We start from the raw sequence: 14749 nt of genomic DNA, 5'->3' as shown, positions 1-14749 counted from the left end.
TTGTAAATATTAACGAAAATGAAAACTGAAGTAAAAAATAAAGTAAATAAACCTATTGAAGAAATCGAAGAGGCTAACTGGGCTGTTGTAATTCCTGTTTTAATAGTAATGGCAGGCTTAATGATTGCTTTTTACTTTTTATATTAAATAGAGCCCATTAGGCAACTACACGAGAATCAATGATATGTATCTGAAAGTTAGCAGCAAATGATTACCCATTGTGTAAGCTAATTTTAGATTACATACAAATGCACAATATAGATAGGCAAAAAAAATGGCTTGCTTTTTCCAAAGCAAGCCATTCTTATTTTATAGCTTCAACAGAATCTATATAAAACTATCTCCTTTTTTGTTTTTCACTGCCGCAACAATATCCTTCACTTCTTTTTCAGCATTTTTCTTACAAATCAGAATTACACCATCCTCTTCAGCTACTAAAAAATCTTTCATGCCATGTAAAACAACCAGTCTGGACTGATCCGTAGTTACTATGTTATCTGTGGAATCAAAACATAATACATTTTCCGGAATAGCATTATTGTCATCATCTCTGTTACGAATTTCATGAAGCGACTCCCAATTACCTAAATCTGACCACCCAATATCTGCCAGTAAAACATACACATTTTCTGCTTTTTCCATGATACCAAAATCGATAGAAATGTTCACACATTGAGTGTAGGCCTTATTAATAAATAATTTTTCATGTGTACTGAAATAAGGTTCTTCTCCATCAGAGAATATTTCAGCAATATCAGGCAGGTGGTTTTCAAATGCTTTTATTATTGCTTTGGCAGACCAGATAAAAATACCGGCATTCCACACAAAATCACCACTTTCAATAAATTTTTTGGCTAATTCCAACTCCGGTTTTTCTGTAAAGGTTTTCACTTTCTTCACCACTGATGAATCCGGAATATATTGTATATAACCGTACCCTGTTTCAGGCCTATTTGGTTGCATCCCAAGTGTTACCAGATAATCATTTTTAGAAGCACTATCCATTGCTACCGACAAAGCCTGATGAAAAGTATCTTCCTTCAATATAAGGTGATCGGCTGGTGCAACTACCATAGTTGCTTCAGGATTTTGAGAAGCTATTTTATATGCTGCATAAGCAATACAAGGTGCAGTATTTCGCTTGTTAGGTTCTAAAAGAAGCTGATCTTCGGTAATTTCCGGGATCTGCTCTTTCACCAACATTTCATAGTCTTTATTAGTAACCACATAAATATTTTCCCGCTTGTAATGAGTTAGAAAACGCTCATAAGTCATTCTTAGCAAGGATTTCCCCACCCCTAATAAATCATGAAATTGTTTTGGCTTTTGGCTGGTACTTACCGGCCATAAACGGGTTCCCGTTCCTCCGGCCATAATTACCACATATCTGTTTTCGTCCATTGGTTTAAGGTTAATAATTATTGGTGCAGGTTTTATTTTGTAAAAGTATCATTTGCAAAGTTATTTAGGCTATTCCTTCCTTTAAAAGGTCATGAAGATGAACAAACCCTATAGGTTTACCATCCTTTACGGCAACAATTTGAGTAATGTTTTTACTCTGCATTATCTGTAATGCCTTAGCTGCAAAATCTTCTGAAGACAATGAGGTAGGATTAGCAGTCATGAAATCAGTGGCTTTTACCTGACTAATATCTCGGTCAGATTCCATCAATCTCCTCAAATCACCATCCGTGATAATTCCTATTAGCTTTCCCTCTTCATTAACTACTGACGTAGCTCCCAATCGCTTTGCAGAAATCTCAAAAATAACTTCTTTAAAATTAGCGGTAGCTTTAACTTTTGGCAACTGATTCTGTTTAATCAGGTCATCAATTCTAAGATATAACTGTTTCCCTAAAGAGCCACCGGGATGATACTGTGCAAAATCTTCTGAAGAAAAATCTCTTGCTTCTAATAGACAAACCGCCAGCGCATCGCCCATTGCCAAATGAGCAGTAGTGCTAGTGGTAGGCGCAAGATTAAGCGGACAGGCCTCCTGCCCTATTGTGGCGTTCAGCACAAAATCTGCCTGATGTGCCAGATAAGAATCTACATTACTAACCAGGGCAACGAGCATAGAGCCTCTTCTTTTTAGCAAAGGCACCAGAACTTTCACCTCAGGAGTATTTCCACTTTTAGAAATACAAATCATTATATCATCTTTTTGCACCATCCCCAAATCACCATGGATGGCATCTGCAGCATGCATAAATAGAGCGGGTGTACCAGTCGAATTTAGGGTAGCTACAATCTTTTGAGCAATGATAGCACTTTTGCCTACTCCGGTAATAACCACCCTTCCTTTTGCGTTAAGAATTTCGTAAACACACTGCTCAAAATCACTATCGAGGTAGTTCACTAAATCATTTATTGCTTTTGCCTCATTAATTAGAACATTTTGGGCTATTTTTAGAATATTTTTTCTTAAATTCAAGGTATCTGACGTTAAGGAACTAAATTTGACACAAAGATATATATTTAAGAATTAATCAAGCAATTGATGTTAAAGAGATGATAGAAGCGCAACAAGCTACTTTAAAAGAAAAACTAAAAGAAGTATTTGGATACAATCAGTTCAGAGGGAAGCAGGAACTGATTATGAAGAACATCCTTGATAAGAAGAATACATTCGTTATTATGCCTACAGGAGCTGGTAAATCACTGTGCTACCAGTTGCCTGCTATTTCTCAGGAAGGCACGGCCATAGTGGTTTCGCCACTGATCGCCTTAATGAAAAACCAGGTAGACACCTTAAATGCCTTAGGCGTAAATGCTCGTTTTCTGAATTCCACACTCTCAAAAACGGAAGTAAACAGAGTTAAAAAAGAAGTATTAAATGGAGATTTGAAATTGTTATATGTGGCACCGGAGTCTCTTACAAAAGAGGAGAACGTAGCATTTTTGCAAAAAGCCCATATTTCATTCGCTGCCATTGATGAAGCACATTGTATTTCAGAATGGGGACACGATTTCAGGCCTGAATACAGAAAAATAAAAGCTATTTTACAGCAAATTGCAGATATTCCTGTAATTGCTTTAACAGCAACTGCCACACCAAAGGTACAGCTGGATATTCAGAAGAACCTGAATATGGAAAAAGCCAACGTATTTAAATCGTCCTTTAACAGGGATAATTTATTCTATGAGGTTCGTCCAAAAAACCAGGCTAAAAAGCAACTGATTCGCTTTTTGAATGACAGAAAAGGTAAAAGTGGAATCATCTACTGCCTCAGCAGAAAAAAAGTAGAAGAAATAGCAGAATTTCTGAATGTTAACGGCTTTAATGCTGCTCCTTACCATGCGGGTCTTGATGGCAACATGAGAATGAAAAATCAGGACGACTTCCTAAATGAAGATGTAGATGTCATTGTAGCTACAATTGCCTTCGGAATGGGGATCGATAAACCGGATGTTCGCTTTGTGGTGCATTATGACACCCCTAAATCAGTTGAAGGTTATTACCAGGAAACAGGTCGTGCCGGCAGAGATGGTTTAGTAGGTGACTGCCTGATGTTTTACAGTTACAATGATATTCTGAAACTGGAGAAATTTAATAAGGATAAGCCTGTTACTGAGAAGGAAAATGCCAAGCTATTGCTTGAAGAAATGTCATCCTACGCAGAGTCTTCCGTTTGCAGAAGAAAGCAACTTCTTCATTATTTTGGAGAAACCTACCATGAGCCTTGTGGAAAGTGTGACAACTGCACACATCCGAAAGAGAAATTCCAGGCCAAAGAGGAAATGATCATTGCACTTAAAACTGTTAAATTAACAGGAGAGCGTTTTGGAATAAATCACCTGGTAAATGTTATCAGAGGTTCAAAAGATCAGTATGTTACAAGCTACAGCCATGATCAATTGGAAGTGCATGGAGTGGGAAGCGAAAAGGAACCTGAATTCTGGAAATCTGTAATTCGCCAAACCATGCTTAACGGCTATTTGGATAAGGACATTGAGAACATTGGTGTGCTCAAAATGAATGAAGCAGGTGAAGAATTCCTCAAGGATCCTAAAGATATAGAATTCACCATTAACCATATTTATACGGATGTGGGTGATGAAGATCAGATAGAAAAAGAATCGTTAGCTACTAAATCTTTTGATGAAGTACTTTATTCCCAACTAAAAGCTTTAAGGAAAAAAGTAGCTAAATCTAAAAATGTACCTCCATACGTGGTATTCCAAGACCCTTCTTTGGAAGAAATGGCTACCACCTATCCTACCACTAATGATGAGCTTGCTGCCGTTAATGGAGTTGGATTAGGGAAAGTTCATAAATTTGGCAAACCTTTTCTGGATTTAATCAAGGACTACGTTGAAGAAAATGACATTACCACTGCAGCCGATGTAATGGTAAAATCTTCTGTTAACAAATCCAAAATGAAAATTTTCATTATTCAGCAGGTGGATAAGAAAATTGAATTAGAGGAAATTGCAGAGATGAAAGATATCAGCTTCGAACAGCTTATCACAGAAATAGAAAACATCTGTTATTCCGGCACTCGCTTAAACCTTGATTATTACCTTGAGCAAATTATAGATGAGGATAAGCAGGAAGAAATTATCGAATACTTCTTATCAGCTGAAACAGATAGTATTGAAGATGCTATGGAAGAATTTGATGATGAATTTTCTGAAGAAGATATGCGTTTGATGCGGATTAAATTCTTATCGCAGTACGCTAACTAAGAGTGAAGCTTAAGGGAGAAAATGCTTCGTTCATTCCAATAAGGCTAAACAGAGCCCTTGCTTCAACAATTTATCAGTGCAAATCAATTTTTTTACTGTTTGTAAATAAATAACGAGATTTGTACTGATTTTAAAATTTGTCAATTATTAAAATATGGGTTTGCTTACTTGCGAATCCAATTTTGCTTAAAAAAACTTTAATGAATATACTTATATTAGGTGCTGGAGGAAGAGAACATGTTTTTGCAACAAAAATAGCTACCAGTGACTTATGCGATCAATTATACGTAGCCCCAGGTAATGCAGGAACGGCAACAATTGCTAAAAATATAAACTTATCCCCTACTGACTTTCCAGCCATAGGTGAGTTCTGCCTTAAAGAGCAGATTCAAATGGTAGTAGCAGGGCCGGAGGCACCTTTGGTTGCAGGTATTAAAGATTATTTTCAAAATAATGCTTCTTTACAAAATATTCAGGTAGTTGGACCTGGCAAAAAAGGGGCTGAATTAGAAGGAAGTAAAGATTTTTCCAAGCGCTTTATGCAGAGGCATAACATTCCAACTGCAGCATATGCAACATTTACCAAAGAGAAATTAGAAGATGGTCTCACCTATCTAAGAAGCATAAGTGCTCCCTATGTACTGAAAGCTGACGGATTAGCGGGCGGAAAAGGTGTGGTGATTTGCGAAAACCTTGAGGAAGCTGAACAAACACTAGTGGAAATGCTTAGGGATGCAAAATTTGGGGATGCAAGTGCCAAAGTTGTTATTGAGGGGTTTCTTTCGGGAATTGAATTGTCTGTTTTCGTTTTGACGGATGGAGAAAATTACAAAGTGCTGCCCGAAGCCAAAGATTATAAGAGAATTGGTGAAGGCGATACTGGGCTAAATACCGGTGGCATGGGAGCTGTTTCCCCTGTTCAATTTGCAGATAAAGCTTTTATGGATAAGGTGGAAAGCAAAGTAATTAAACCTACCATTGATGGATTAAAGGCAGATAGTATTCCCTACGAAGGGTTTATCTTCATTGGTCTAATGAATGTGGCTGGCGAACCTTTTGTAATAGAATACAACGTGCGAATGGGTGACCCGGAAACACAAGTAGTTTTTCCAAGGATAGAGAATGATGTAGTCGCTTTATTTCAAAGCCTTAAAGCCAAAACACTTCACCAGCAAGACTTAAAGATTTCAGATAAAACCGCTGCTACTGTTGTAATGGTAGCCGGGGGTTATCCGGGCAATTACGAAAAGAATAAAACTATAAAAGGGCTTTCAGAAGTTAAAACCGGCACTGTTTATCATGCCGGAACTACCTTAAAAGAGGCAGAAGTTGTAACGGCAGGAGGTCGTGTAATGGCTATTACCGGAATGGGTAATGAATTAGAAACAGCTTTGCAAAATGCTTATGAGGGTACAAAAAGTATCTGTTGGGATGACATATACTTTAGAAAAGATATAGGCCGTGATTTAATGGCCTTACAAGAAAAAAATTAGTACAGCAGGCCTTAAGTGGCTTTATATATAAATAGTAATATTATGGGATGCTCATCGTGCGGAATAAAAAAGAAAGAGGGAGAAGTAAGTGGATGCCAGAATAATGGTGGTTGCAGTACCGGAGGATGCAATAAAATGAATGCGTTCGACTGGTTATCCAATATGGATTTCCCCAGTTACGATACTTTTGATGTAGTAGAAATAAAATTTAAAGGTGGCAGAAAAGAATTTTTCAGGAATGTACATAATCTTAATTTAACAACAGGTGATCCTGTTGTAGTGGATGTTCCTAATGGACACCATATAGGTTATGTATCTTTGCAGGGTGAATTGGTACGCTTGCAGATGCAGCGCAAAAAAGTGAAAAATGATGATGAAATAAAAGCCATCTACAGAATTGCCTCCGACAAAGACCTTGAAAAATGGTATGAAGTTCAAAACAGAGAACTTACCACCATGTACAGAGCAAGAGAAGTAATTAAAGAGTATAAAATGAATATGAAACTGTCTGATGTAGAATTTCAGGCAGATAATACAAAAGCTACTTTTTACTACTCTGCTGAAGAAAGGGTTGATTTCAGAGAGCTGATTAAAAAATTGGCTGGTGAATTTAAAATCCGGGTGGAAATGCGCCAAATCTCTTTAAGGCAGGAAGCCGGCAGATTAGGTGGGATAGGATCTTGTGGTAGAGAATTATGCTGCAGCACCTGGCTTTCAGATTTTAAAAGTGTTTCTACAAATGCTGCACGATATCAAAACCTTTCATTAAATCCGAGCAAGCTTTCAGGGCAATGTGGCAGGTTAAAATGTTGTCTTAATTATGAATTAGATACTTATATTGATGCACTACAGGGAATACCTGAAGTAAACAAGCCTATTCAGACACAAGTAGGGAACGCAAAGCTACAGAAGACTGATATTTTCAGACGAATTATGTGGTTCAGTTATTCTGATGATAATATATGGCATCCGGTGAGTACTGACAGAGTAGCTGAAATATTATTGCTTAATGAAAAAGGAGAGAAACCTGAAACACTTCTGGAAGATGTACTGGAAATTGAGGACCATGTAAACATTAACAGCGATTTAATCAGGTTAGACAGAAAATTTTCTACGCCTAAAAAGAAGTCAAAATCCAGAAATAAAAAAAGAAAATCAAATGCAGGAGCAGCTCCGCAGAATAAATCTGCCCAGCAGCAAAACAATGCAAATCAACCTAAAGCGAAGAGAAAGCCCAATCAGCCGATAGTAGAAAACCAAACCAAAAACAAAGCTGAAGAAGGAAACCGACCCAAAAATAAGCCTAAGTTCAAGAAGCGATTTAAAAAGAATAATAAGCCTAACAACAAAAAGGAAGAATGAAGCAATATTTAAACTCGTTATTTTTACTTTTCTTAGCTTTTGTAGCTTTTTCCTGCACTGAAAACAGATATTATGAAGAGAACATAGACTTTTCAGATAGAATCTGGCAGATGAATGAAACTGCCAGTTTCACTTTTAACATTGATGATGACAGCAGTTATTATGAGCTATATCTAAACCTTCGAAATGATGTACAATATCCCTATAGAAATATTTATGTGCATTATACTTTACAGGATTCAACCGACAGGGAGTTAGAAAAGGAGTTGCAAAACATTCAATTATTTGATCCCAAAACAGGTGAACCTTTCGGAAGTGGGGTGAGTAGCATTTATAGTCATCAGGTTTTATTAAAAGATTCTGTGCTGTTTCCCAGAGAAGGCAGATACACCATTGCCCTTAAGCAATATATGCGTACAGATTCACTTCAAGGAGTTTACTCCGTTGGTTTAAGAATTGATAAACAAAGCAGTTCAGTCAATCCTTAGACTTTTCCAGTATCCCAAAGTAAGAAGTAACATTTCATAGTAGGTCATCATTGCAGGTTTAACGACCAGCGGCAGGAACTAAGCAATCTTATCAATTAAACCCAGGTTTACAATTCAAAAGATTGCTTAGCATAATTCTGACAAAAATGTCAGAATTCAATGCTCACAATTATCAGGGTAATTTAAGGTTATTCTTAAATTTCTGACGCAGGAAAAGCTTATCATAAAGACATTGCGATCGTGATAAACACATTATGGAAAATTTTAATTGCGCTGAATAAATTTCTGGATTTTTTCCATCATTTCAGCCTTATTATCCCAATAGTTACGACTTTTCACGCGAATGTAGGGCCAGTTCATTTTCTGAAGCATAAATGGAGTATAAGCATAAATATCTTTTACAGAAGGGTTCTCATAAAACAAATCATCATCTGACAGAAGCAAGCCTTTATATTTTTCCTTCTCAACAAAGCTAAGGTCTGCAAAAGGGAGCTCTTCTTTAACTTCCACTTTCTCCAGAGATTCATTTAATTCTGTAGCTAATTTTTTCTTCAAAAACCAATGATTACCGAATTTATCAAGGGTAGCTGGCTGTGGTTTAAAGTTATTTTTAGATACTTCCAATGCATAATTCAAATAAGCTTTAAGTAACTTTGGCCCCTCATTTTTTGTGTCATCCACCTTTAATTGCTCAGGATAAATGCTACTAACAATTATAATTTTCTCCCTGGCACGCGTAATGGCAACATTTAACCTGTTTTCTCCTTTTAGGGTATTGATACTACCAAACTGCATATTCATTTTACCCTTTGCATCAGGCGCATAACCTGTACTAAATATGATTACATCCTTTTCGTCTCCCTGAACATTCTCAATATTCTTTACAAAGAAATTGTCTGGCAGTGTAATGTTACCTGTGCTTACCTGCTCTTCTAAAATATCCCAGATCAGCCCTTGCTGAGGAGCATTAAAAGTGACCACTCCTATTTCCTTATCAGGCTCATCTTTTAAATATGCCTTAATAATATCAACTACATTCAGTGCCTCGATTTCATTTTTCTGATTTTCCCAAATACCTGCCACTTTAATATAATCTATCCCCGGATCTGCCTGATTGATATAATTGAAATCCGGTAGCAAACGAAGTTTACCATTATAAAAATGCTTGTTAGAAAAATCAATTAAATCCAATGATTTGCTTCTATAATGACCTGCTAAATGTACATTCATCAGGTATTTGTTAGCCAAATCCAAAAGACTATCAATTTCCAGATCTACATGCTCAGGCTCATCTTCTTCCCATCTTACTTTATATAAATCATTTGGACTAAGCTGCTTATCATCTCCTGCTATTACCACCTGTGAGCCTCGGTACATTGCAGGAATTCCCTTTTCCACAAAACATTGGGAAGCTTCATCAAACACCACCAGATCAAACATTTGCTCCATAGGAAAAATTGCTGACACGGATTCCGGGCTTGCCAGCCAGCAAGGAATTAAATCAAACAGCTCTTCATTAAATTCTTTGATTAATTTTCGGATAGGCCAAACCTGCCTTTTCTTAGTAACCTGATGGCTCAGATCCCGATATGAGACCCTGTTATTAAGCCTGTTATACTCCACATTGCTGAAAGTTCTTTCACGTACCTTCAAAGTAAGAATTTCATTGCTAAGCCTCCACTTTTCTTCAATGGCCGACTGTAACTCATCGGTTTGCTTGTCAAACTTCCTTGTAGAAACCTCTCTTAAGATAGGATACTTGGTTTCAATATGGTCCAACCAGGATAGGTAAATACTGTTAATAAATATTTTCCTTATATTTTTCTGATTGATTTGAAGATCACTTTCTTCAAATAGCCTTAGCACACCTTTTTCATGCGGAGCCATAGCTTCATACATTTTATCGAAATCAACCAACTCGTCAAAATGCTTCTTGAAAGCTTCCGCATAGTTAGGAACAACACCGCTTTGCTCCAGGTGGTCTATTTGAGTTCTTGTAAAATACTTCTTCCAGGATTGCTTTTCAGCAATTACAGATTCTGATAGGGCTATTATCGCGTCAATTTTGGCCAGAAAGCTTTTTATGGAACCGTCTTTGAAGAAAGTAAGCTCTTTATAATTGGTAAAGATGGATAAAATTTCTTTCGCCTTAATCGCATTCTTTTGCTCTTCGAACCACTCATTAAGCAAAAGCTGATCTTTGGTATCCGGCACATTTATTAACCACTCCTGATTCTTCAGCTTTGTCATATTATGCTCAAAGTTCAGTCGGTTATCTAATAGCCTTTCCATCTGAACTACGCCTTCTTTGTTCATTACAACAGCATTGGCAACAGCTACTTTTTTCAGAAAATACTTTTCTTTTGAAAAAACATGCCAATTAAGCCATTCAGGAGGCCTTTTAAGAGATTGTCTCCTTAACTCCAACACTTTTTGCAAAGTGCCAAGATTCTCAGCGGCAAGACTACTTTCAATTCCCCCATCCTTAAAACACTCATTAATTACACGCTGATTATTAGAAAGCCATAGCAAACGAGTATTCTCATCTTCATCAAATTGCATTAAATGGTTGAGGTAGTCAAAAACATTTGGGCTTAATAACTTCTCAAACTGTAATAACTTTTCTTTATGATAAACAACATCCTCGAACTCCTTTAATGACATTTTGGAGCCAACAATATCAAAGGCTTTTTCACCATTATTTTCAATATATTCAGGAATATGTTTTAGTAAGCGCAAGATTTCTTTTTTATCAGAAAGAGTGAAATCGGTAAAATCCACCCTATCATTCCAGATAAACTGTTCACTGCTGAAGTCATCTACATAACTTTGATAATGCTCTATTTTGTCTGAAAATTGTCTTATCTCAGAAAGGTGAAAATGTCTGTATTCCTGCTTTAAATTGATCGAAGGCAGAGAAATATCTGAATTAAGATAAAGCTCTTTAGCAGAAATCCCGCATTCACCCTCATCGAAAAATGCTTGCCGGTATTCTTCCCGCTCCTCCACAATTTGATCAATCCTTCTACTCGCATGCAGAAAATCTCTTTGGATTTGCACGGCATCAAGCCCGTTATTCTTTACTTCATATTCATCAATCTTCTCAATTTGACTTTGGACCTGCTCAAAAATTCTCTTTTTATCATTCTTAAAATCATGCACTAAAGCCGCAAAAGGATCCATCTCGATAGACTGCAGTTTTTTGTAAATCACATCCAATGCTGCACGCTTTTGGCAAACCACTAATACTTTCTTTCCTCTTGCTATAAAATCAGTAATTAAGTTGCTGATCAGTTGAGATTTTCCCGTTCCGGGAGGTCCCTGAACCACCAAAGAATTTCCCCTCTTTACAGCTTTTAAAGCATTCTCCTGGTAAGCATCCATGGGAAAAACACTAAAAGTTTCTTCCTCTTTTATGGTATCAATAAATCGGTATTTTTGCCTGTACAAATCAGGATTTTCTTCCGTTTTATCAAGTGTCCTACTTAAAAAAAACTCTTCAATATCCTGCACTTTTTGCTCTTCATCAAGCATAAAAGTGTAATCAGGAACTAAATAAGAACCGCTTTGCGGGAAAATACCTAATACTGCTTCGGGGAAGAGTTTGATCTCTCCTTCCTTTTGTTCTTCCTCAAAATCTGCTTTTTTATAATTTTTAAAAGATTGTAGTTTATCTATGAAGTTATCCTGGTTAAAATTTAAGTTAACAGCACTTTCTTTAAAAATTTGGTATAACTCCGTTCTGAAAACGCGGCTATCAGTGTCATAAATCTCAAAAACTTTTTCCAGCAAGTCATCATTCACTTTAATACCATGGTAAAAAGCGTAGGCGAGCAAAAAAGTCTTATTAAAAGTGATATTCACCTCTTCCCTCAGCTGCATTACCCACTGGTCATCTTTTTGTATGATTTCAACAGGAAAGAAAATGAGTGGACATCTCACAAGAGTACCACCTTGTAGTTTACCTCTTACGAAAGGCCATCCGACATACAGGTCCTTGGCCCCTCTTTCATCATGAATGAATTTCTCAATTCTCTTTAGCTTTTTTAACTTCCCACTTAACAAGTTGTTAGCCTCCATACGAGGATCCGAAATAGCCGCTAAGGGAATATCTTTCTTTTTGGCGAGCAAAGCTTCAATCAGAGAAAAGGATGGCTTATTGAGGATAAAATCAAAGTCATGCAAATCGATAGTTTGATCTGAGATTAGCCTTAACAATAACAAAGAGCGGTTGCTGCTTGAAAGATTTGTTAACCGTTTTAAATAGTACCTCAGAATTTCATGCATGCAAAAAAATGTTTAGCAAGGTTAAATTTAAAAAAAAATTATGTTTTTCTCTTAACGAAGTAAATTAGGTTTAGGTCTATCTAGCTTCAAACGACAAATATTCTTCAACCTTTTCAATAAAAGTTGAATCTAAAACTTTTACATTCAAGAGTTCTGCAGCACTATTATAATCCCCATGCATATCCCTGTAGGCGATTATTAATTTCGCTTGCTGGTATGAAATATAAGGATGATTAGCTAATTCTTTCTCAGTGATACTGTTAAGTTTTAGTTTCTTCACATTTAATGGTGGATTAACTTTCGCATAAATTTTCAATGAATCAAGATTAGGTGATTTTAAACCATAGATTTCGTTGAATTGATCCTGCCGTATAAATCCACCCAGCAGATCACGGTAGTCTACAATTCTTTGAGCGTATACAGCACCTATTCCGTATATCTTTTTGAGCTGAGCAGTATCAGCCTGATTGATATCAAAAGGAATTAATTGAGACTTAAATGATTTAGAAAAATTCTTTTTGTTGCGAGAATACAAGGTATCTCTATCGACTGAACTATGATAATAAGACTCAGATCTATTCTTACCAGATTCTGGTAAAGCTTTAATCTTTATAAAAGGTTTTAATGTTAGGTATAAGGTAGAATCCATTCCGTAGACTTTGAGAAGCTCTGAGGAGCTAGTAAAAGGCTTTACCTTTTCCCTATATTTCAACACCCTATCTGCCAGGAATTCTGGCAAACCAAAACTTTGTAATTCAGCTGAAGTAACTGTATTTAAATCAAAATCATACAATAAACTTTCATTAGAAATAGCCGCTTCCTCATTCTTAATAATTACATTTTCATCCATTACCCTCAACAAGCTATCAAGCTTTCTCACATCTGAGGCCAGCAACAGATCGGGTTGCATCTGTAGAAATACTTGCTTGGTAAGCAAGGGAGCAAACAAAATCAAGACCATCAGCAACAACAATATGATAAAACCATTTGCTTCGGTACGGGAGAATCCAAAGAAATTTCTTAACCTGCTAATAATTCTTTGCCACATAAAGGTACGTATGGTTGAAATAGGTTGAAATCTGAAATAGAAGAAGTATTTATCTTTCTATGCCTTTTAAAAGTACGAATGAAAGTAAATAATAAAAATTAATGCTTCAAAAATATGAGTGTTAGCCGCTTTTAAGAATGAATTAATAAAAATACCTGACTATTGGGAGTTTACGTGTCAGGGCACGAAGCAATCTTTCTAATTATACCTCTATCATCAATAAAAGATTCCGTCCTAAAGGCAGAATGGAAGGCTCGCAATCACTAACAACAATGATAGCTTCACTTCTTAAAACTAATTACCAACTTTTCGATTACCCTTATTTTTCAATCGCTATATAAAGCACTGATAATAATGAACATATTACTTAAAGCCATTATCTTTACGCCAATTATGGAAAAACTAGTAGTAGATGCATCAAAGCCAAAATGGAAAATTAACATTGGCGAGCTTTGGCATTACAGAGACTTATTTTTGATTCTTGCTTATAGAGATTTAAGAGTGCGTTATGCGCAAACTTTTTTGGGTTTGCTATGGGCAGTTCTTCAACCCGTTACCACCATCATTATTTTCACAGTTGTTTTCGGAAAAGTAGCTAATGTAGATACTGAAGGTATCCCCTATCCTCTTTTTGCGGCAATTGGATTAGGTAGCTGGTCTTATTTTTCCTTCGTTTTAAACCAGTCTGGCAACTCTATTATTGGAGCTCAGGAAATGGTGAAGAAAATTTATTTCCCACGCCTTGTTATTCCACTCTCCAAGGCTTTAGTTGGCTTTGTAGACTTTGCAATCATTCTACTATTCATCATAGTTTTAATGATTTATTACGGTGTGGCACCCTCCTCACAAATTGTATTTCTACCCATATTTATATTGTTGACAATTCTTTCTGCTTTAGCGGCCGGAATCTGGTTAAGTGCACTGACCATTCGTTATAGAGATTTCCAACACATTGTTCCATTTTTAGTGCAATTTGGTCTTTATGCGACTCCAGTTGGCTATTCAGCGAAAGACCTGATTAAAAATTTGCCAGAATGGGCGACTTTCTTAGTATATGCCAATCCTATGGCAGGTGTGGTGGAAGGCTTTCGCTGGAGTATTATTGGTGGCACTCCCCCAAGTATTTATGCTTACTTTTCATTTATGGTTGTCTTAATTCTTTTTATTTCTGGACTGTACTACTTTAAAAGGGTAGAGCGTGTAATGGCAGATATTGTTTAAATACTATATCCCTTAAAGTAAAACAACCACTTCCTTCACAATAACATTTACTTAATAAGTACTTGGTATAAGAAACCTTGCATGTATGATTTATTTTAAAATAGTACTATTTAAATATACTAATAATGCTATTTTTAGAGATATTTTTGAAAAAAGTCTTA

General features: G+C 36.3%; 10 protein-coding genes. 6 read left to right on the top strand and 4 right to left on the bottom strand.

Annotated features, from left to right (window positions below):
- Nucleotides 1-18 precede the first annotated feature (18 nt).
- Nucleotides 19-147 (top strand): hypothetical protein, encoded by a 129-nt coding sequence (locus IEV85_RS25105; protein ID WP_262892153.1) that lies wholly within the window; start codon nucleotides 19-21, stop codon nucleotides 145-147.
- A 180-nt stretch (nucleotides 148-327) separates the two neighbouring features.
- Here the strand turns inward: IEV85_RS25105 and IEV85_RS15530 are convergent, their stop codons facing one another.
- Together IEV85_RS15530 and IEV85_RS15525 are read right to left on the bottom strand one after the other, a co-directional pair.
- Complete coding sequence (locus tag IEV85_RS15530; RefSeq protein ID WP_188465044.1) at nucleotides 328-1401, bottom strand: mannose-1-phosphate guanylyltransferase; 1074 nt, start codon at nucleotides 1399-1401, stop codon at nucleotides 328-330.
- A gap of 64 nt (nucleotides 1402-1465) precedes the next feature.
- Nucleotides 1466-2434: a KpsF/GutQ family sugar-phosphate isomerase gene (locus IEV85_RS15525; RefSeq protein ID WP_188465042.1), complete on the bottom strand. Its 969-nt coding sequence runs from the start codon at nucleotides 2432-2434 to the stop codon at nucleotides 1466-1468.
- Between the two features lie 77 nt (nucleotides 2435-2511).
- On the opposite strand from IEV85_RS15525, the gene recQ reads away from it, so the two are divergent.
- From recQ to IEV85_RS15505, 4 genes are all read left to right on the top strand, one after another.
- Entirely contained in the window at nucleotides 2512-4689 is a 2178-nt protein-coding gene (gene recQ / locus IEV85_RS15520) for a DNA helicase RecQ (RefSeq protein WP_188465039.1), read from the top strand.
- Nucleotides 4690-4889: 200 nt separating this feature from the next.
- Nucleotides 4890-6182, top strand: a complete 1293-nt coding sequence (gene purD, locus IEV85_RS15515) for a phosphoribosylamine--glycine ligase (protein ID WP_188465037.1) — start codon at nucleotides 4890-4892, stop codon at nucleotides 6180-6182.
- A 42-nt stretch (nucleotides 6183-6224) separates the two neighbouring features.
- Nucleotides 6225-7544, top strand: a complete 1320-nt coding sequence (locus tag IEV85_RS15510; RefSeq protein WP_188465035.1) for a regulatory iron-sulfur-containing complex subunit RicT — start codon at nucleotides 6225-6227, stop codon at nucleotides 7542-7544.
- Nucleotides 7541-8032: a gliding motility lipoprotein GldH gene (locus tag IEV85_RS15505; protein ID WP_188465033.1), complete on the top strand. Its 492-nt coding sequence runs from the start codon at nucleotides 7541-7543 to the stop codon at nucleotides 8030-8032. Before IEV85_RS15510 ends, IEV85_RS15505 begins: the two co-directional genes overlap by 4 nt.
- Nucleotides 8033-8296: 264 nt before the next feature.
- Here IEV85_RS15505 and IEV85_RS15500 read toward each other — a convergent pair whose 3' ends face one another.
- Nucleotides 8297-12319, bottom strand: coding sequence for a DEAD/DEAH box helicase (locus tag IEV85_RS15500; RefSeq protein WP_188465031.1), 4023 nt, complete (start codon nucleotides 12317-12319; stop codon nucleotides 8297-8299).
- 76 nt (nucleotides 12320-12395) lie between these two features.
- Nucleotides 12396-13367 (bottom strand): helix-hairpin-helix domain-containing protein, encoded by a 972-nt coding sequence (locus IEV85_RS15495; RefSeq protein WP_188465029.1) that lies wholly within the window; start codon nucleotides 13365-13367, stop codon nucleotides 12396-12398.
- 354 nt (nucleotides 13368-13721) lie between these two features.
- On the opposite strand from IEV85_RS15495, the gene IEV85_RS15490 reads away from it, so the two are divergent.
- Nucleotides 13722-14588 carry an ABC transporter permease gene (locus tag IEV85_RS15490; RefSeq protein WP_229712609.1) on the top strand — a complete coding sequence of 289 codons (867 nt, stop codon included), beginning with the start codon at nucleotides 13722-13724 and terminating at the stop codon, nucleotides 14586-14588.
- The last annotated feature ends 161 nt before the right edge of the window (nucleotides 14589-14749 follow it).

This window comes from Marivirga lumbricoides (assembly GCF_014636295.1).
Classification (GTDB): Bacteria; Bacteroidota; Bacteroidia; order Cytophagales; family Cyclobacteriaceae; genus Marivirga; species Marivirga lumbricoides.
The sequence above is the reverse complement of the archived record's forward strand: the minus strand, read 5'-3'. Positions and strand labels throughout refer to the sequence as shown.